This window comes from Photorhabdus australis DSM 17609 (genome assembly GCF_000711895.1).
GTDB classification, from domain to species: domain Bacteria; phylum Pseudomonadota; class Gammaproteobacteria; order Enterobacterales; family Enterobacteriaceae; genus Photorhabdus; species Photorhabdus australis.
Genome location: NZ_JONO01000012.1, coordinates 73117 through 91459, shown reverse-complemented (window position 1 = coordinate 91459; position 18343 = coordinate 73117). Strand labels below are relative to the sequence as shown.

Sequence of the window (18343 nt, the reverse complement as noted above, 5' to 3'; positions counted from 1 at the left end):
AGTTAATGCCGTGCATTTAATCAATTAAAAGACCACGGCATTTTTGAGTATTCAGCTTTATAAACAGTATATTTCTCAACGCAGTGATTCAAAAAATCAAATCCCATCACCATACTCAAAGCCATTATTGATACCATTAAAATGCTGGTTCATATCCAATGATGGCTTTTCGCTTTCAGGTTTACCGACAATACGGGCAGGTACCCCGGCAACTGTTGTGTGTGGCGGAACAGAACGAAGGACAACCGAACCAGCGCCAATTTTTGCCCCACGACCAATTTCGATATTGCCAAGTATTTTTGAACCGGCACCAATCATCACCCCTTCCCTGACCTTAGGGTGACGATCACCACCTGATTTACCTGTACCTCCAAGGGTTACAGATTGCAGGATAGAAACATCATTCTCCACTACAGCTGTTTCACCAATCACAATACCAGTAGCATGGTCAAGCATGATGCCACAGCCAATCTTTGCCGCTGGGTGAATATCAACGCCAAAAGACATTGAAATCTGGTTTTGCAGGTAAATCGCTAATGCTTTGCGCCCCTCCCCCCATATCCAATGAGCAATACGATAGGCTTGCAAAGCATGAAACCCCTTAAGATAAAGCAGAGGCGTCGAGTATTTATCTACCGCAGGATCACGTAAACGTACCGCTATGATGTCACGAGCAGCAGAGACAATCATCTGCTTATCTGAACCATAGGCTTCTTCTACAATTTCTCTGACAGCAATAGCCGGCATAATCGGTGTAGCCAGTTTATTGGCCAGCATATAACTTAAGGCACTACCAAGATTTTCATGCTTGAGTAACGTCGCATGAAAAAAACTGGCCAACATCGGTTCACATTCAGCCAGTGCTCTCGCCTCTGTTTTTATGCTCTTCCAAACTTCGTCCAATTCTTCTAGTGACATAATCTTCACTCTCACAATAGAACCTATTTCATTAGATTTTTTATTATGATTTAAGAGCGTATATCATCGCTCTCATCCTTTCTGGCTCTTCCTAACAATGCTTGAGCAGCTTCTATCACATTTTTATTGCAATACAGTATCTGATAGATTTGCTCTGCGATCGGCATTTCTACTCCCGCGCGATTAGCTAACTCACGCACTTCTTTAGTATTGCGATAACCTTCAACAACCTGACCAATCTGGCTCTGGGCCTCTTCAACATTCACTCCTTGCCCCAACATCATGCCAAAACGACGGTTACGTGATTGGTTATCAGTACAAGTTAAAACCAAATCACCCAATCCCGCCATGCCCATAAAGGTGGAAGGATCCGCGCCAAGCGCTATACCAAGGCGACTCATTTCTGCTAATCCACGGGTAATCAATGCAGTACGAGCATTAGCACCAAACCCCATACCGTCAGATATTCCGGCGCCAATAGCAATGACGTTTTTTACCGCACCACCAAGCTGAACACCAATAAAATCGAGGTTTTTATAAACACGGAAGCTTTTGCCACAATGGAGTAATTGTTGAAGTTCATCACCAAAAGCAGGTTCAGTCGCAGAGATAGCAATCGCAGTAGGTAAACCCGCCGCAAGTTCTTTGGCAAATGTTGGACCCGAAAGCACCGCCAACGGTATTTTATTACCTAATATCTCACGAGCCACATCCTGCAATAATCGGCCAGTATCAGCTTCTAAGCCTTTACTTGCCCAGACAATACGAGAATCAGGCCGCAAATGGGGTTTTACCTGCTTTAACACTTCACCAAACACATGGCTAGGAACGACAACAAGAATGTTACGGCTTGCCGCCAGTGCTTTTGTCAGGTTTGCTTCAAGCAATAAACTATCAGGAAAAGTCACATCCGGCAGAAATTCCTGATTGCAACGTGCCTGCTGCAAAGCTTGAATATGCGCTGGATTATGCCCCCAGAGCACAACATCATGACCATTACGAGCTAACGTAATGGCTAATGCGGTGCCGTATGAACCGGCACCGATAACTGTCATAGAAGCAGTGTTATTCATTAGGCTTCCTGTTGAGCCTGCTCACCATCCTGAGATTGTTCTGCCTGCTGTTGCAGGTAATTCATGAACAAAGCATCAAAGTTTACCGGAGCCAAATTCAGTTGTGGGAAAGTACCACGACTCACCAGGCTGGTGATGCATTCACGGGCATATGGGAACAGGATATTTGGACAATATGCACCCAGACAATGAGCCAGCTGGGTTCCTTCGATACCTTCGATAGAGAAAATGCCACCTTGCTGTATTTCACATAAGAATGCTGTCTCTTCACCCAGAGTTGCCGTCACAGTGACTCGCAGAACAACTTCATAAACTCCCTGAACCAATTCACTGGAAGTCGTATCCAAGTCCAGTTTTACTTCCGGCTGCCATTCCTGCTGAAACACCTGTGGCGCGTTTGGTGCTTCAAAAGAGATATCTTTGGTATAGATACGTTGGATCTGGAAAGTCATTTCTGTGTTGTTTTGGTCTGACATAATAATTGCTACCTTTCTTTAGATGTCCTTATTAAATTTTCTATGTGAGTGCAACCACCCACACCCAAATAATTACTTTTTACCACGCGCCAATGGCAAGTTTTCACCTGTCCAACCAGCCAATCCCTCTTTCAAAGAACATACATGCTCAAAGCCAGCACGAATAAGACTTTCTGCTGGAGTACGAGATTCAGTACCATTAGCTGAAACAACAATTACAGGCTGCCCTTTATGTTTTTCCAACTCAGCCAGATTGTTGTCTTTAATTTCAGATGGCGTCAGATTTATTGAACCAATGATATGCCCTTTGCGGAAATCTTCACGGGAACGCAAATCCACAACGATAGCTTCTTCTTTATTGATCAAATTAATAGCTTGTGCACGGGTTATCTCTTTGGCTTTCGAGAAGAAACCTCTCGCCGTAGTCACAATAACGGCAACCAGCAACGCAATCCAAATGAGGCTGATAAGCATATGCTGGTTAATAAATTGCATGATTTCTTGCAGCATGGGGACAAAAACTCCCGTTGGTTAATAACAAATATCTAAGGTTCCAGAGTATACCTTTGTGCTGCGTCAATTACAGCCAAATAGCGCAAGCTCAATGAAATTTTGCGGAGAGTTTCGAGAAAAATAAAAATATCCTGAAAATGGCAGGCTTTAAGTTCATACCCAGAATATTCTCTGCCACACTGAATACATACAGGAATTTCGACAATAAGTAGGCTAAAGTAGCTAATATGTTTATTATTATCCAATTTCAATGTTAAGGCAGAATTATCAGGAAGTGTAAAAAACCAGCACAGCATATGGTAAGTAATTGTTCATCATGGAATAATATGGCGTATATCGCAACAAGGCATATCTATAGAAATGGCTGACAATAAAGAAATATATAGCCGTAATTATCGGCTCAATCAGAACCTATGGCGGAATAAAATCCATGTCTTATTATTCTGTGCTTTCTTGTCTGCTGTTTTCAGCTTTAATGCCTTTGCCAACCAGATTACCGACAATAAAAACCAGCTTAAAGAACTTCAGCAAAACATCGCAGAAAAAGAGAAGAGTGTGCAACAACAGCAACAACAACGCAGCACATTGTTAAATCAACTGAAAGATCAGGAAAATACAATCTCTAAAGTGGGACTCTCTCTACACAGCACCCAAACTCACCTCAGTAAGCTAGATAAAGAAATTACTGCTCTCAATGCCAATATCAAGAAACTGAGAAAACAGCAAAAAGTGCAACAAGATATGCTAGCACGCCAGTTAGATGCTGCATTTCGTCAGGGACAACATCAAGGGCTTGAACTGATGTTCAAAGGTGAGGAAGGCAAACGTGGTGAGCGCATCCTCGCTTACTATAGTTATCTTAATCAAGCCCGCCAGGACACTATTGTTAAGCTTGAACAAACCACCGTTGATTTAACTGAACAGAAAAAACTTGAACAGCAAAAACAAGAAGAGCACAAACAAATTCTGGCCGAACAACAGCAACAAAAGCAGCAGATGGAAGTTGCCCGCAACGCCCGACAAAAAACCCTGACGGAGCTGGAGTCTTCCCTGAAGAAAGACCAGCAATACCTTACTGAGTTAAAACAAAATGAAACCCGTCTGAGAGATAAAATTGCTAAAGCAGAGCGAGAAGCGAAAGCACGTGCTGAACGGGAAGCCAGAGAAGCCGCTCGCGTCCGTGCTCAAATTGCAGCGAAACAAAAACAAGCACAACAGAAAGGTTCTAGCTATAAACCCACTGAAGATGAACGCGCATTAATGGCACGTACCGGGGGCCTTGGACGTCCCGCTGGTCAGGCAATCTGGCCTGTCCACGGTCGAGTGATACATGGGTTTGGAGAAGCTCTGCAAGGTGAATTACGCTGGAAAGGTATGGTGATTTCTGCCACAGAAGGTACTGAAGTCAAAGCGATATCCGATGGACGGGTACTACTAGCTGACTGGCTGCAAGGCTACGGACTAGTTGTCGTTATAGAGCACGGTAAAGGCGATATGAGTCTCTATGGCTATAATCAAAGTGCCTTGGTCAGCGTTGGTCAACAAGTTCGTGCTGGGCAACCCATCGCACTGGTTGGTAACAGTGGCGGCCAAAATCAACCCGCGCTTTATTTCGAAATCCGCCGTCAGGGGAGAGCCGTAAACCCACAACCATGGCTTGGGAGATAATTCAGGTGAGACAACTCTGGTTCACAAAATTCGCTGCTATTGCTCTGCTGTTTTTCAGTCTACAAGCCAATGCCTCTCGTCTGGCCATTGTTATTGATGACTTTGGCTACCGTCCTCATAATGAAAGCAAAATATTGCAGATGCCTGTTGCGATTTCTATCGCCATTCTGCCAGATTCCCCATATGGCAGGGAAATGGCAGAAAAAGCATATAAACAAAGACGAGAAGTTTTAATTCATCTGCCAATGGCACCGCTCAGTAAACAATTGTTAGAGCCAGATACACTCCAGCCAACAATGAGCAGTGAAGAAATTGACCGTATCATCCAGCGCGCAATACAGAAGGTCCCCTATGCTGTAGGAATGAATAACCATATGGGCAGCGCCATGACTTCAAGCTTGCCGGGAATGCAGAAAGTTATGCATTCACTGTCCCGCTCTCACCTCTATTTTCTCGATAGTGTTACAATTGGGAACACACAAGCTACAAAGGCGGCAAAAGGTACGCCTGTCCGTGTTATCCGCCGTAATGTTTTTCTAGACGATGTACAATCAGAGGCGGAAACCCGCTACCAGTTAAATCGGGCAATTTCCATTGCCCGTAAGAATGGCTCCGCTATTGCTATCGGCCATCCTCACCCAACAACCATTCGTGCATTACAAAAAATGCTGCCAACACTTCCCGCTGATATTGAACTAGTCAGCCCAAGCATGTTGTTAAGTGGCACACCTGCTGGTGGTAATCAGCATAAATGGGGCAAGCAGTGTGAAATAAAAGAGGCATCAGATACCGTTACCAGCAAAGACTATCTGGCAATCATTGGCGATACTCTGGTTGATAACCATATTGTGAATACGGTGAACCAATATATTCAGAAATTGACCGAAGATAAATCTCAGGATAAAGCAAAATAGAAACTCACTTAATAAAAAACAGGCGCTCAAGAACTGAAGGCGCCTGTCAATCTTAGCGGTAACTTACTGATTAATCCCAGTTCAGAATAACTTTACCAGATTGGCCTGAACGCATAGTGTCAAAGCCTTTTTGGAAGTCATCAATAGAGAATCGGTGAGTGATAATGGGCGTCAGATCCAAGCCAGATTGAATCAATGCTGCCATTTTGTACCAGGTTTCAAACATTTCACGGCCATAAATGCCTTTAATAAACAAGCCTTTGAAAATCACCTGATTCCAGTCAATTGCCATATCTGATGGTGGAATACCCAACAGGGCGACTCGACCACCGTGATTCATGGTATTCAATAAGGTACGAAATGCTGCGGGCGCACCAGACATTTCCAAACCAACATCAAAACCTTCGGTCATACCCAACTCTGCCATGACATCTGTCAGATTTTCTTTACTAACATTCACCGCACGAGTAACACCCATTTTACGTGCCAATTCAAGGCGATATTCGTTAACGTCTGTAATAACAACATGTCGCGCCCCAACATGCTTACACACTGCCGCCGCCATAATACCAATTGGCCCTGCACCGGAAACCAACACATCTTCGCCCACCAGATCAAACGAAAGCGCGGTATGAACAGCATTGCCAAATGGGTCAAAAATAGAAGCTAATTCATCAGAGATGTTATCCGGGATTTTGAATGCATTAAATGCAGGAATAACCAGATATTGGGCAAAACAGCCTGGACGATTTACCCCTACACCAACCGTATTACGGCATAGGTGAGTTCGACCACCACGACAGTTACGGCAATGACCACAAGTGATGTGCCCTTCACCAGATACACGATCACCAATTTTAAAACCTTTCACTTCCTGACCAATTGCAACAACTTCACCAACATATTCATGACCGACAACCATTGGTACAGGAATTGTTTTTTGCGACCAGTCATCCCAGTTATAGATGTGTACATCCGTACCACAAATCGCAGTTTTACGGATTCTTATCATCACATCATTATGCCCCAGCTCTGGCGCGGGCACATCGGTCATCCAGATACCTTCTTCTGCCTTTAACTTTGACAATGCTTTCATAGAGATACCTTACGCAATTACTTTTAATTGCTTACCAATTCGCGTGAACGCTGCAACTGCACGTTCAATTTGCTCTTCCGTATGTGCCGCTGACATTTGAGTGCGGATACGGGCCTGATTTTTAGGGACTACCGGATAGAAGAAACCTGTAACATAAATGCCTTCTTTCAGTAATTCTGCGGCAAATTCCTGCGCCAATTTTGCATCACCTAACATGACAGGGATAATCGCGTGGTCAGCACCTGCCAAAGTGAAACCTGCCGCTGTCATTTTTTCACGGAACAGATTTGCGTTCTTCCACAGACGATCACGTAACGCATCACCCTCTTTTAGCATATCCAGTACTTTAATAGATGCCGCGACAATTGCTGGCGCCAGTGAGTTAGAGAACAGATATGGGCGTGAACGCTGGCGCAACCATTCAACAACTTCTTTACGGGCTGCAGTATAGCCACCGGAAGCACCACCCAACGCTTTACCTAATGTGCCAGTAATGATGTCAATACGATCCATTACGTCACAATACTCGTGAGTACCGCGACCATGTGCACCAACAAAACCAACAGCATGAGAATCATCCACCATGACCATTGCACCAAATTCATCAGCCAGATCACAAATAGATTTCAAGTCAGCAATTACACCATCCATCGAAAACACGCCATCTGTTGCAATCACAATATGGCGGGCATTATCCGCTTTTGCTTTCTCCAGCTGTGCTCTCAGCTCTTGCATGTCATTATTAGCATAGCGATAACGCTTCGCTTTGCATAAACGGACACCATCAATAATAGAAGCGTGGTTCAACGCATCAGAGATAATGGCATCTTCCGGCCCAAATAGCGTTTCAAATAAACCGCCGTTAGCATCAAAACAAGAAGAATAAAGAATAGCATCTTCCATGCCCAAGAATTCTGCCAGTTTTTGCTCCAGCTCTTTATGAGTATCCTGAGTTCCGCAAATAAAGCGAACAGATGCCATGCCAAAACCGTGGCTATCCATTCCCGCTTTAGCAGCAGCAATGAGATCAGGGTGATTAGCCAAGCCTAAGTAGTTATTTGCACAGAAGTTAATAACGTGGCTACCATCAGCGACAGCAATGTCAGCATTCTGTGCAGATGTGATGATACGTTCATTTTTGAATAGCCCTTCAGAATGAGCTTGTTCTAAGTGTTCATTAATTTGCTGGTAAAATGATGCTGACATTTATTCTCTCCTGATTAAATAAAAGGGTAGTGACATATTTTACTGATTGATCAGGCTACTGACGACATTACCAGGCAGATAATATTAACTTTGCTGTACCCGTCACGTCATGCAAACTGAATTACCATATTATTTCAGTATATCCCCCTGTTTAAGCTGCTGCCCTCAAAAGTGTTAGATGTTATTATAGGAGCCGTTTGCTTCGTATAACCCTATTGATTGAGGTAAGTCCGATGATAGTTGTTACTGGCGGTGCTGGATTTATTGGCAGCAATATTGTCAAGGCACTGAATGACGAAGGATTTAAAAATATTCTGGTCGTAGATAATCTAAAAGATGGTACTAAGTTCGCTAATTTGGCTGACCTGGATATTGCTGATTACATGGACAAGGAAGAATTTATTGCCAGTATTCTGGCCGGTGATGATTTCGGTGATATTGACGCTATTTTCCATGAAGGCGCTTGCTCATCCACAACCGAGTGGGACGGCAAATATATGATGGATAATAACTATCAATATTCCAAAGAATTACTGCACTATTGCCTTGAACGCGGCACCCCTTTCCTGTACGCCTCCTCAGCAGCAACCTATGGCGGCCGCACTGATAATTTTATCGAAGAGCGTCAATATGAGAAACCACTCAATGTTTATGGTTACTCTAAATTTCTATTCGACCAATATGTCCGGGAGATCCTGCCTCAAGCTGGTTCACAAATTTGTGGTTTCCGTTATTTCAATGTATACGGACCACGTGAAGGGCACAAAGGTAGCATGGCAAGTGTCGCTTTTCATTTGAATAATCAAATCAATCAGGGACAAAACCCAAAATTATTCGCCGGCAGTGAAGGCTTTCAGCGTGATTTTATTTATGTTGGTGATGCCGCGGCGGTTAATCTTTGGTTCTGGAAAAACGGCGTTTCGGGTATTTATAACTGTGGAACAGGCCGTGCTGAATCTTTCCAGGCAATTGCAGACGCAGTTGTTGAATTCCATAAAGATAAATCACTGACTGTTGAGCATATTGATTTCCCTGAACATTTGAAAGGTCGTTATCAACGCTTCACTCAAGCAGATCTCACTAAATTCCGTGCAGCTGGTTATGATAAGCCATTCAAAACAGTCGCCGAAGGAGTGACGGAATATATGCATTGGCTCAATCCGGATAAATAATCTATTCGCTATGAAAATATTAGTGATCGGCCCTTCTTGGGTGGGGGACATGATGATGTCACAAAGCCTTTACCGAACATTAAAGGCTTCGTACCCTAATGCAGAAATTGATGTTATGGCTCCAGCCTGGTGCCGCCCACTGCTGGCAAAAATGCCGGAGGTCGATCAGGCATTAGCGATGCCATTAGGCCATGGTGCACTGGCATTAGGTGAACGTCGTCGACTTGGTGTCGCACTACGTGAACATAAATATGATCGCGCTTATGTGCTACCAAACTCTTTTAAATCTGCGTTAGTTCCTTTCTTCGCCAATATTCCTCTGCGCACCGGCTGGCGCGGTGAAATGAGATATGGCTTGCTCAATGATATTCGTATACTCAATAAAGAAGCTTTTCCGTTGATGGTTCATCGCTATGTCGCATTAGCCTATGATGCAAAGCAGATAAGCAGCGCAAAAGATCTCACGCAACCATTACTGCGCCCTCAGTTGAATGTCACTGATGAAGATATTGCTGAATCTACCGCAGCATTCAACATTTCTGATCACCGACCGATTATCGGTTTCTGCCCCGGTGCAGAATTTGGCCCGGCGAAACGTTGGCCTCACTATCATTACGCTACGTTGGCTCAACAGCTTATTACGCAAAAGGGATACCAAATTCTGCTTTTTGGCTCGACTAAGGATCACGAAGGTGGAGAAGATATTTGCAAATCACTGACGGAAGAAGCGAGTGAATACTGTATCAATCTTGCCGGACAAACATCTCTTGAACAAGCAGTCAATATTATTGCTGCTTGTGATGCGGTTGTGACTAACGATTCTGGTTTGATGCACGTTGCCGCAGCACTTAATCGCCCTCTCGTTGCACTCTACGGGCCAAGCAGCCCAGATTTTACTCCGCCATTATCTGACAAAGCAGAAGTTATCCGCCTTATTACTGGTTATCACAAGATCAGAAAAGGTGACAGTGCACATGGCTATCATCAGAGTCTTATTGATATCCAGCCAGAACAGGTGATGGCTTCTCTGGAAAAATTATTACAAGCGGAGAGTCAGGATTAATGCGGGTTTTACTGGTTAAAACTTCTTCCATGGGAGACGTACTCCACTCTCTCCCAGCACTTACTGATGCAGAAAAAAATCTGCCAGATATCCGTTTTGATTGGGTAGTAGAAGAAGGCTTTGCACAAATCCCAAATTGGCACAGTGCTGTTGATAACATTATTCCGGTTGCTATTCGCCGCTGGCGTAAAAGCTGGTTTAGTAAAGAGACCCGCACAGAACACCGTTTATTCAAAGAAACACTAAAATTAAATCAATATGATGCCATTATTGATGCTCAAGGGTTATTGAAAAGCGCATTTCTAGTAACTCGCTTAACTCATGGCCCCAAACACGGTTACGACCGTAAAAGCATCCGAGAGCCGTTGGCAAGTTTCTTTTATGATTTCCGTCATTCAGTCAGTAAGCAGCAACACGCTGTAGAGCGTATTCGGGAATTGTTTGCTGTCAGTCTTGGTTATAGCAAACCGACAAAACAAGGTGATTATGGCATTTCCCGCCATTTTTTAAAGCAGAATCCAGAAAATCAAGACGATTATCTGGTTTTTCTCCATGCTACTACCCGCGACGAAAAGCACTGGCCGGAAAGCTACTGGCGTCAACTTATTGCTGAAATTCAACCAACAGGTATGCGAATTAAACTCCCCTGGGGAGCTAAACATGAACACCAACGCGCACTGAGGCTGGCAGAAGGTTTCCCACATGTAGAGGTACTACCAAAACTGACTTTAGCCCAGGTAGCCCAACAACTGGCAGGTGCGAAAGCCGTTGTCTCTGTTGATACCGGTCTGAGCCACCTCACAGCTGCACTAGATCGCCCCAATATTACGCTGTTTGGCCCAACAGATCCGGGGCTAATTGGCGGCTATGGCAAGGAGCAGATGTCTTTGAAAGCAGAGGATAGAGATATCAAAAGCATTACGCCATTGACAGTGTTAACTCATCTCCAGAAAAATATTGGCTAATTACTACGGGTCTAAATATAACCTTGTAAACAATTTTGCATAATTGCTTGTTCAGCAAACGGTTAGAATTATTTAAGAATTTTATATTGCACTAATAATCCATCTGGCTATTAGTGCAACTCTTTTAATAAACGACAATATGTAATTATACCCGTCATCTTTCAAGTTGCCTCTTTGTTGGCTGCGCTCACTCACCCCGGTCACATAGTTATCTATGCTCCCGGGGATTCGCTCCCTTGCCGTCGCGATGCATCTTGAAATCCATAGGGTATATAACCATCATCAATTCTGTTTTCTCTAATACCCATCCACTGAGTAAAAATAGATAAGAAACTGAAAATACTTCAGGAAAGAAGGAATATATTTTTATCTTAGATTTCCCAACAAAAGATCTTAATAACAGATGGATAACCTGCTGCCGATGTTTTTGGGCATTTGATATTAATTTAATATCAGATCGTAATAATGTTCCTACAATCATCTGATTGCAGGAGCGTTAAACATAAAATTTTCTAATATTATAGCCGTGAAAATAATAACACATTTAAACGGATAGCCCAGGTAAAATGCACACCTTTGTTTAAATATGCCAAAGCATAAATTATAAGAACATAATAAATAGTAAATGAATTTTCACCTATTTCTTCCCTGTCTCTTTGACTGATAATATTCAGCCAATGTCATACCTTGAACTTTGGGTTTAAGATAGTTAAACAAATCTTCTAAGTCCTGATAAAGACGCTCAATTTGTTCCTCATCTTTAAATATCGGGCTACCACCTGGCATAAACTCAGAGGAATGCAACATAAACTCAATATAATCACTACCTTCTGCCAATGTTTGCTGAACAACTTTTTTCATTTGATCTAAATTGCCACCTTTTGGTCTCAACCAGTTAACAGATGGAGAACGCTGTTTCCCACGTAAACTATCATATTTCTGTTTAAGGAAATTCATCAACGGTGGATGCTTATATTGAATACTCATTGGTACCTCTAGCAAAGAAGAATCTCCTTGCTTAGCAATATCCTGTAAATCCATAAAATAGGCATGAGTCGGAAAGTGACGATAATCAGTTCCCCCATTGCCATTAGGATTGCCTTTTGTGAAGCTCCAATTAACTTTGGGTGTTACAGAACAATCAACTTGATAACCATATTCCACTAACAATTCAGCATAATATTCATCGAATGCCCAACGTCCCGCTCGATGACTTAACATTTTAGTTTGTAGTTTGTCTTCCAATAGGTTAGTCATCAGATCAACCTTTGCCCTGATTTGCTCTTTCGGGAACTCAATCAGATAAGGTTTATAACGCATATCATCGTCTGTGAGAGGGACAACCGGTGGACTATTCCAGGCATGTAAATGCATCCCAATTTCCCCCTGCCCCCTGGCAATTACATCTTTAGCAAAGTCGATGTATAAATCATCCATTGCCATCTCATAATTCGTTAGCCAAACCGGTTTAAAACCAAAACGTTCACATAAGCCCTGAAATCTCGGTAAATAACGCGTATTCTCTGTCGAAATCTGACTGTGGTTCCTCCACAAGTCATCACCTTCAGTATCAATAGTGATAATAAATGCTGGTAAAATCATCAGACACATGCCTAAAACATAACCAAACTTGTGGCTTTATAGTACGCAGGTCAGTGACATAGAGCAATTAACTTATCATTAAGTGGTAATTTTTATGTATGCTTCATTTTAATTCTGGAACTAGATCGCATTATTTTACTTAAACAGGAATAGAAAGTAGCGCCCCCCATATCCCTCTATTAAAATCATTATATTGATAATTTGCAGAATAAATATAATGGCAAATAAAATTGGCAATTTTCAACGAATTCTAGTGATAAAACTCCGACATCATGGAGATATGCTATTAATCACGCCAGTAATTAGCACATTAAAATATCATTATCCAGAAGCCGAAATTGATATTTTACTTTATCAAGAAACTAAACCAATGTTAGTAAATTCTCCCGACATTTCCCATATTTTTTCCATTGACCGAAAATGGAGAAATTTGGGAACAAAATCACGTCTCACTTATGAATGGCAGTTACTTAAAAAACTACGAATACGCCACTATGATTTAGTATTGAATCTGACAGACCAATGGCGAAGTGCATTTATCACTTTATTCACCGGCGCCCCCATTCGTTTAGGTTTCGATTATCCCAAACGGCAGAGCAGGAAATGGTATCTCTGCTATACTAAAGTTATTAATACAGATCAACACCATTCAATGCATACTGTAGAACAGAATCTTTCCATTCTGAATCCTTTGAATTTGTCCTCATTTATGATTAATGTGAAGATGAATTACAGTGAAAAAGACTTAATCTGGGTAAAAGAAATTTTGGCTCAACATGCTATTGGGCAAAAATATATTGTTATTCAACCGACATCCCGCTGGTTTTTTAAATGCTGGGATGAAAAAAAAATGGCAAAATTAATAACATCGTTAAAAAATGACGGCAGACAAGTTATCTTAACATCAGGCCCAGATGAACAAGAGATAACAATGATAAATAACATCTTATCGTATTGCCCAGATAAAAACATAATATCTCTAGCTGGACAATTAACTTTACCAAAATTAGCAGCACTCATTGACCATGCCCAGTTACTGATCGGCGTTGATTCTGTTCCCATACATATGGCTGCCGCTTTAAACACTCCCTGCATTGCTCTCTTCGGCCCATCCAAACTAGCACTTTGGCGGCCATGGCAAGCGATTGGTGAGGTTATTTGGGCTGGAAATTATGGTAGACTGCCCGACCCAGATGATATTGAGACCAATACCAACGAACGGTACCTGGACTTAATCCCAACAGAAGCTGTTATTTCCTCGGCAAGGAGGCACCTCTTATGAAACATTTGCGCCTGGCTATCATTCGTCAGAAATATCGTCCCGATGGAGGAGCCGAACGTTTCGTTTCAAGGGCGCTGGAAGCTTTAAGTCATCAGCAATTAGAGCTGAATGTTATAACCCGATCCTGGCAAGGAGAAACGAACCCAAATTGGCATCTTCACTTATGCAATCCTATTAAATTAGGCCGCATTAGCCGAGAAAGAGGCTTTGCCAAGGCAGCTCGTACTATTTGGCAACAAGAAAAATTTGATTTAGTCCAAAGCCATGAAAGGATTGCCGGCTGTGATATTTATCGCGCAGGTGATGGGGTTCATCGCCGCTGGTTATTGCAACGAGCAAAAATTTTACCCAAATGGCGAGCAAAGTGGTTACTGAACGATCGCTATCATCGTTATGTTATGGATGCAGAAAAAGAGATGTATTCAGCCCCTGAACTCAAAAAAGTCATTTGTAATGCTGAAATGATCAAAAAAGAATTGATGGAGGATTTTAACCTTACCGAAGATAAGATTTCTGTCATCTATAACGCCATCGATCACAAAAAATTTTACCCCGCAAACGAGCAAATTCGGTTACAACTGCGGAAAAAGTATCACATTCCACGAAATACTAAGTGTTTAATTTATGTTGGTTCTGGGTTCGAACGGAAAGGATTAGCTGCCGCAATTAAAGCTATTGCAAGAACGGGGGATTATTTGTTAGTTATCGGCAAAGATAAAGAGCAAAAAAAATATTTAACTCTGGCAAATTCCTTAGGTTGCAACGAGCGTATCCGCTTTATGGGATTACAGAAACAAACTCTTCCTTTTTACCAGATGGCAGACGCTTTATTACTGCCGACATTGTACGATCCATTTCCAAATGTCATCCTTGAAGCAATGGCATGCAGTTTACCGGTTATTACCAGTACGATGTGTGGTGGTTCCGAATTTGTCATTCAAGAAAAAAATGGTTTTGTTTGTGATGCCCTTGACATTAGTCAACTAACAGAAGCGATTCAATGTATACCTGATAACATTTTAGGCACAAAAATGGCATCCGAAGCAAGAAACCGAATTCTAAATTCGACACCCGAACATTTATCACAGCAACTTATTCATCTTTATCAACGAGTATTGACATAGTGACAGAACATATCCTTTTTATTATCGATGGATTACCGGGTGGGGGCGCAGAAAACGTCACACTCAGGCTCGCCAATGGATTACATCAATCTGGTTATCAAATCTCCATCCTTTCACTTGATACCAGACTGGCTTATACCATCCCTGACGGGATTAACTACCTTTTCGATGCGGATCATTATCAAGGTCCCTTAAGAAGACTCAATGAGCTTAATCGCAGAGCTAAATCTATGGATAAAGTTTTACAGAAACTTTTCCAGGAAAAAAATAAACCCGCCCTTGTAATCTCTAATCTGCACAAAACTGACAGAATCGTCGTTAAATCAAAAGTTTTAGCTGATTGTAATGTTTGGCATTGTATCCACGGTATCTTTTCTCAATCTTACCTTGGTAATAAGAACGGACTTGCTTACTGGATAAAAAAAGAAAAAATTAAAAAAACCTATAAAAACAGGAAGCTTGTTTGTGTCTCTGATGCAGTAGGTGATGATTTAAAAACAAATATTTCTCTGCAACCAGCAGAAGTCCTGACTATTTACAATCCATTTGATTTTAAAGAAATCAAAGAAAAAGCAAATCAAGACAATCCTTACCACGGAATAGAGTATTTGCTACACGTTGGTCGTTTTCATGTGGTTAAACGCCATGACCGCCTTCTGGAAGCTTTTGCTAAAGCAAAACTTCCCTGTAAGTTACTGATCGTTGGCCAAGGTGAAGAACAAGCTGAATCAGAGATTAAACAGAAAATCAGTGAACTTAATCTTACCAATAAAGTTATCTTAGCTGGCTTTCACGCTAATCCTCTGCCTATTATTCGTGAAGCAAAAGCCGTCGTTATCAGTTCAGATAGTGAAGGTTTACCAACAGTTCTGATTGAAGCATTAATCTGTCACACACCGATTGTCAGCACTAAATGTCCCGGTGGTGCCATTGAAATTATGACGGGTGAATTAACACAATATTTATCTCAGCTCACGTCTGACTCGTTAGCTGAAAAAATGCAATTGATCTATAATCACCCCCCTGTAATTACTGAAGATATGTATAAGAAGTTTGATAGTGACCATATACTGCGACAATATGTGTCACTGATAGATAAACGCAACTTTTAAGACATCTAAGACATCAACCGTCTCTATCTTATACAGATATGCATTTTCACACTTTCCTTGAAGCAGTGTGATACTATTGGCGCTAATTTATATAAATGAATTTGATAGAATGTTATTGCGTTTATATCAGGTACTTCTCTACCTCATCCAACCTCTGATTTGGTTGCGTTTATTACTTCGCAGCCGCAAGGCCCCTGCTTACCGTAAACGCTGGGGTGAACGTTACGGTTTCTGTGCTGGTAAAGTTGCCGCTGGGGGCATCCTGCTTCATTCAGTTTCCGTCGGTGAGACGTTAGCGGCAATCCCTTTGGTTAGAGCGTTGCGTCACCACTACCCTTTTTTACCGATTACAGTGACTACGATGACTCCTACCGGCTCAGAGAGAGTTCTTTCTGCTTTGGGAAATGATGTTAATCACGTTTATTTACCTTACGATCTTCCTGGCTCCATGGAGCGTTTTCTCAATCAAGTTAATCCAAAGTTAGTGATCATTATGGAAACAGAGCTTTGGCCTAACCTCATTTTCCAACTTCATCGACGTAATATTCCTCTGGTGATTGCTAATGCCCGTTTATCTGCTCGTTCTGCTGCGGGATACCAAAAAATAGGCCATTTCGTAAAAACAATTTTGCACAAAATTACCTTGATTGCAGCCCAGAATCAGGAAGATGGTGAACGTTTCATTGAATTAGGTTTGAGACGCTCTCAATTGGCTATCACCGGCAGTTTGAAATTTGATATTTCAGTCACACCTGAATTGGCAGCTAAGGCGGTGACATTACGGCGCCAGTGGGCTGCTCGTCGTCCTGTCTGGATAGCCACGAGCACCCACGATGGAGAAGAGAGCTATATACTGGATGCTCATTGCAATTTATTGAAACAATTCCCAAATTTGCTACTGATTCTCGTACCACGCCATCCTGAACGTTTTGCTAAAGCTGAAGAGCTAACAAAGAAAGTCGGGTTAAGTTATATTCTGCGCAGTTCTGGAAAAATCCCCGAAGCCAATATCCAGGTTGTTATTGGCGATACAATGGGTGAACTGATGCTACTCTATGGTATTGCAGATCTGGCTTTTGTTGGTGGCAGCCTGGTTGAGCGTGGTGGACATAACCCGTTGGAAGCAGCAGCCCATGCCATTCCAGTGTTAATGGGTCCCCATACTTTTAACTTTAAAGCTATCTGCGCCAAATTGGATCAAGCTAATGGCCTGATTACCGTTACTGACAGCCAATCTCTATTCACCGAAATCAACAGCTTACTGACTGATGAAGATTATCGCTTGTACTATGGCCGCCACGCCGCAGAAGTATTGCATGAGAATCAGGGTACTCTTCAGCGTCTGCTTAAATTGCTGGAACCCTACCTCCCCCCACGGAGCCACTGAATGAGTAAGAGAAAACGTCTTTCCGTTGTAATGATTACCCAGAATTCAGCGGATCTGATTAGAGATTGTCTGGACTCAGTCAGTTGGGCTGATGAAATCATCGTGCTTGATTCTGGCAGTTCAGATGACACCTGCCAGATAGCACAGGCGATGGGCGCAAAAATATTTTCTAATACAAACTGGCCGGGATTTGGTCGCCAGCGCCAGCTAGCTCAGCAATATGCTTCTGGTGATTATATTTTTATGATCGATACTGACGAACGTGTAACGCCAGAACTGAGAGCATCTATAAAGCAAGTTCTGAACCACGCTGATAACAATAAAGTCTACAGCTGCGCCCGCCGAAATTTATTTCTTGGCCGCTTTATGAAACACAGTGGCTGGTATCCCGATAGAGTCCTCCGTCTTTATGCCCGTGATCGTTATCAATACAATGATAATCAGGTTCATGAATCGCTTGAAACCCATGGAGTTCCTGTTGTTATTTTGAAAGGGGATTTACTTCATCTTACTTGTCGTGATCTGATGGAATTTCAGAGAAAACAGCTAAATTATGCTAAAGCATGGGCCAAACAACGCCACGAACAAGGTAAACAATGCAGTTATTTTTCGATTTTCAGCCATACCTTTGGTGCTTTCGTTAAAACCTGGCTGTTGCGGGCTGGCTTTCTTGATGGTAAACAGGGACTAATACTGGCTATCGTTAACGCTCAATATACGTTTAATAAGTATGTCGCGTTGTGGGAAAAGAGACAGCAACAAGGGTAAAAAT

17 protein-coding genes are annotated in these 18343 nt (G+C 42.3%); 10 read left to right on the top strand and 7 right to left on the bottom strand.

What is annotated here, in order from left to right:
* Positions 1-96: 96 nt before the first annotated feature.
* The 4 genes from cysE to BO26_RS06435 all read right to left on the bottom strand — a co-directional run bounded on the left by cysE (position 97) and on the right by BO26_RS06435 (position 2977).
* Positions 97-918 carry a serine O-acetyltransferase gene (gene cysE, locus BO26_RS06450; RefSeq protein ID WP_036770086.1) on the bottom strand — a complete coding sequence of 274 codons (822 nt, stop codon included), beginning with the start codon at positions 916-918 and terminating at the stop codon, positions 97-99.
* A gap of 50 nt (positions 919-968) precedes the next feature.
* The gene (gene gpsA, locus BO26_RS06445; protein WP_036770085.1) at positions 969-1991 is read right to left on the bottom strand and encodes an NAD(P)H-dependent glycerol-3-phosphate dehydrogenase; all 1023 of its coding nucleotides are present in this window, start codon (positions 1989-1991) and stop codon (positions 969-971) included.
* Positions 1991-2467, bottom strand: coding sequence for a protein-export chaperone SecB (secB, locus tag BO26_RS06440; protein WP_036770084.1), 477 nt, complete (start codon positions 2465-2467; stop codon positions 1991-1993). The genes gpsA and secB overlap by 1 nt, the downstream gene beginning before the upstream one ends.
* 72 nt (positions 2468-2539) lie before the next feature.
* Positions 2540-2977, bottom strand: coding sequence for a rhodanese-like domain-containing protein (locus BO26_RS06435; protein WP_036770081.1), 438 nt, complete (start codon positions 2975-2977; stop codon positions 2540-2542).
* Positions 2978-3340: 363 nt separating this feature from the next.
* Between BO26_RS06435 and envC the strand changes: the two genes are divergently transcribed.
* Entirely contained in the window at positions 3341-4648 is a 1308-nt protein-coding gene (gene envC, locus BO26_RS06425) for a murein hydrolase activator EnvC (RefSeq protein WP_036770075.1), read from the top strand.
* A gap of 5 nt (positions 4649-4653) precedes the next feature.
* Complete coding sequence (locus BO26_RS06420) at positions 4654-5562, top strand: divergent polysaccharide deacetylase family protein (protein ID WP_036770137.1); 909 nt, start codon at positions 4654-4656, stop codon at positions 5560-5562.
* Positions 5563-5632: 70 nt separating this feature from the next.
* On the opposite strand, the gene tdh is transcribed toward BO26_RS06420, so the two are convergent.
* Both tdh and kbl read right to left on the bottom strand, forming a co-directional pair.
* Entirely contained in the window at positions 5633-6658 is a 1026-nt protein-coding gene (tdh, locus tag BO26_RS06415; RefSeq protein WP_036770073.1) for an L-threonine 3-dehydrogenase, read from the bottom strand.
* A 9-nt stretch (positions 6659-6667) separates the two neighbouring features.
* The gene (kbl, locus tag BO26_RS06410) at positions 6668-7864 is read right to left on the bottom strand and encodes a glycine C-acetyltransferase (protein ID WP_036770070.1); all 1197 of its coding nucleotides are present in this window, start codon (positions 7862-7864) and stop codon (positions 6668-6670) included.
* A 233-nt stretch (positions 7865-8097) separates the two neighbouring features.
* Between kbl and rfaD the strand changes: the two genes are divergently transcribed.
* From rfaD to rfaC, 3 genes are read left to right on the top strand one after another with little or no spacing between them, the layout of a single operon-like run.
* Positions 8098-9036, top strand: a complete 939-nt coding sequence (gene rfaD, locus BO26_RS06405) for an ADP-glyceromanno-heptose 6-epimerase (RefSeq protein WP_036770068.1) — start codon at positions 8098-8100, stop codon at positions 9034-9036.
* A 10-nt stretch (positions 9037-9046) separates the two neighbouring features.
* Complete coding sequence (gene rfaF / locus BO26_RS06400) at positions 9047-10099, top strand: ADP-heptose--LPS heptosyltransferase RfaF (RefSeq protein ID WP_036770066.1); 1053 nt, start codon at positions 9047-9049, stop codon at positions 10097-10099.
* On the top strand, positions 10099-11064 hold the full coding sequence (gene rfaC, locus BO26_RS06395; protein ID WP_036770062.1) for a lipopolysaccharide heptosyltransferase RfaC: 966 nt from the start codon (positions 10099-10101) through the stop codon (positions 11062-11064). Before rfaF ends, rfaC begins: the two co-directional genes overlap by 1 nt.
* Positions 11065-11697: 633 nt before the next feature.
* On the opposite strand, the gene BO26_RS06385 is transcribed toward rfaC, so the two are convergent.
* Positions 11698-12666, bottom strand: coding sequence for a polysaccharide deacetylase family protein (locus tag BO26_RS06385; RefSeq protein WP_036770056.1), 969 nt, complete (start codon positions 12664-12666; stop codon positions 11698-11700).
* A gap of 217 nt (positions 12667-12883) precedes the next feature.
* Here BO26_RS06385 and rfaQ point away from each other — a divergent pair, with 217 nt between their 5' ends.
* The 5 genes from rfaQ (at position 12884) to BO26_RS06360 (ending at position 18339) form a co-directional block, all read left to right on the top strand.
* A complete protein-coding gene (rfaQ, locus tag BO26_RS06380) occupies positions 12884-13948 on the top strand; it encodes a putative lipopolysaccharide heptosyltransferase III (RefSeq protein ID WP_036770055.1) in 1065 nt (354 codons plus the stop codon).
* The gene (locus tag BO26_RS06375; protein ID WP_036770054.1) at positions 13945-15072 is read left to right on the top strand and encodes a glycosyltransferase family 4 protein; all 1128 of its coding nucleotides are present in this window, start codon (positions 13945-13947) and stop codon (positions 15070-15072) included. Before rfaQ ends, BO26_RS06375 begins: the two co-directional genes overlap by 4 nt.
* Entirely contained in the window at positions 15072-16184 is a 1113-nt protein-coding gene (locus BO26_RS06370; RefSeq protein ID WP_036770053.1) for a glycosyltransferase, read from the top strand. The genes BO26_RS06375 and BO26_RS06370 overlap by 1 nt, the downstream gene beginning before the upstream one ends.
* A 109-nt stretch (positions 16185-16293) precedes the next feature.
* Positions 16294-17571: a lipid IV(A) 3-deoxy-D-manno-octulosonic acid transferase gene (waaA, locus tag BO26_RS06365; protein ID WP_036770052.1), complete on the top strand. Its 1278-nt coding sequence runs from the start codon at positions 16294-16296 to the stop codon at positions 17569-17571.
* Positions 17572-18339, top strand: coding sequence for a glycosyltransferase family 2 protein (locus BO26_RS06360; protein ID WP_036770050.1), 768 nt, complete (start codon positions 17572-17574; stop codon positions 18337-18339). It abuts the gene before it with no gap.
* Positions 18340-18343 lie beyond the last annotated feature (4 nt).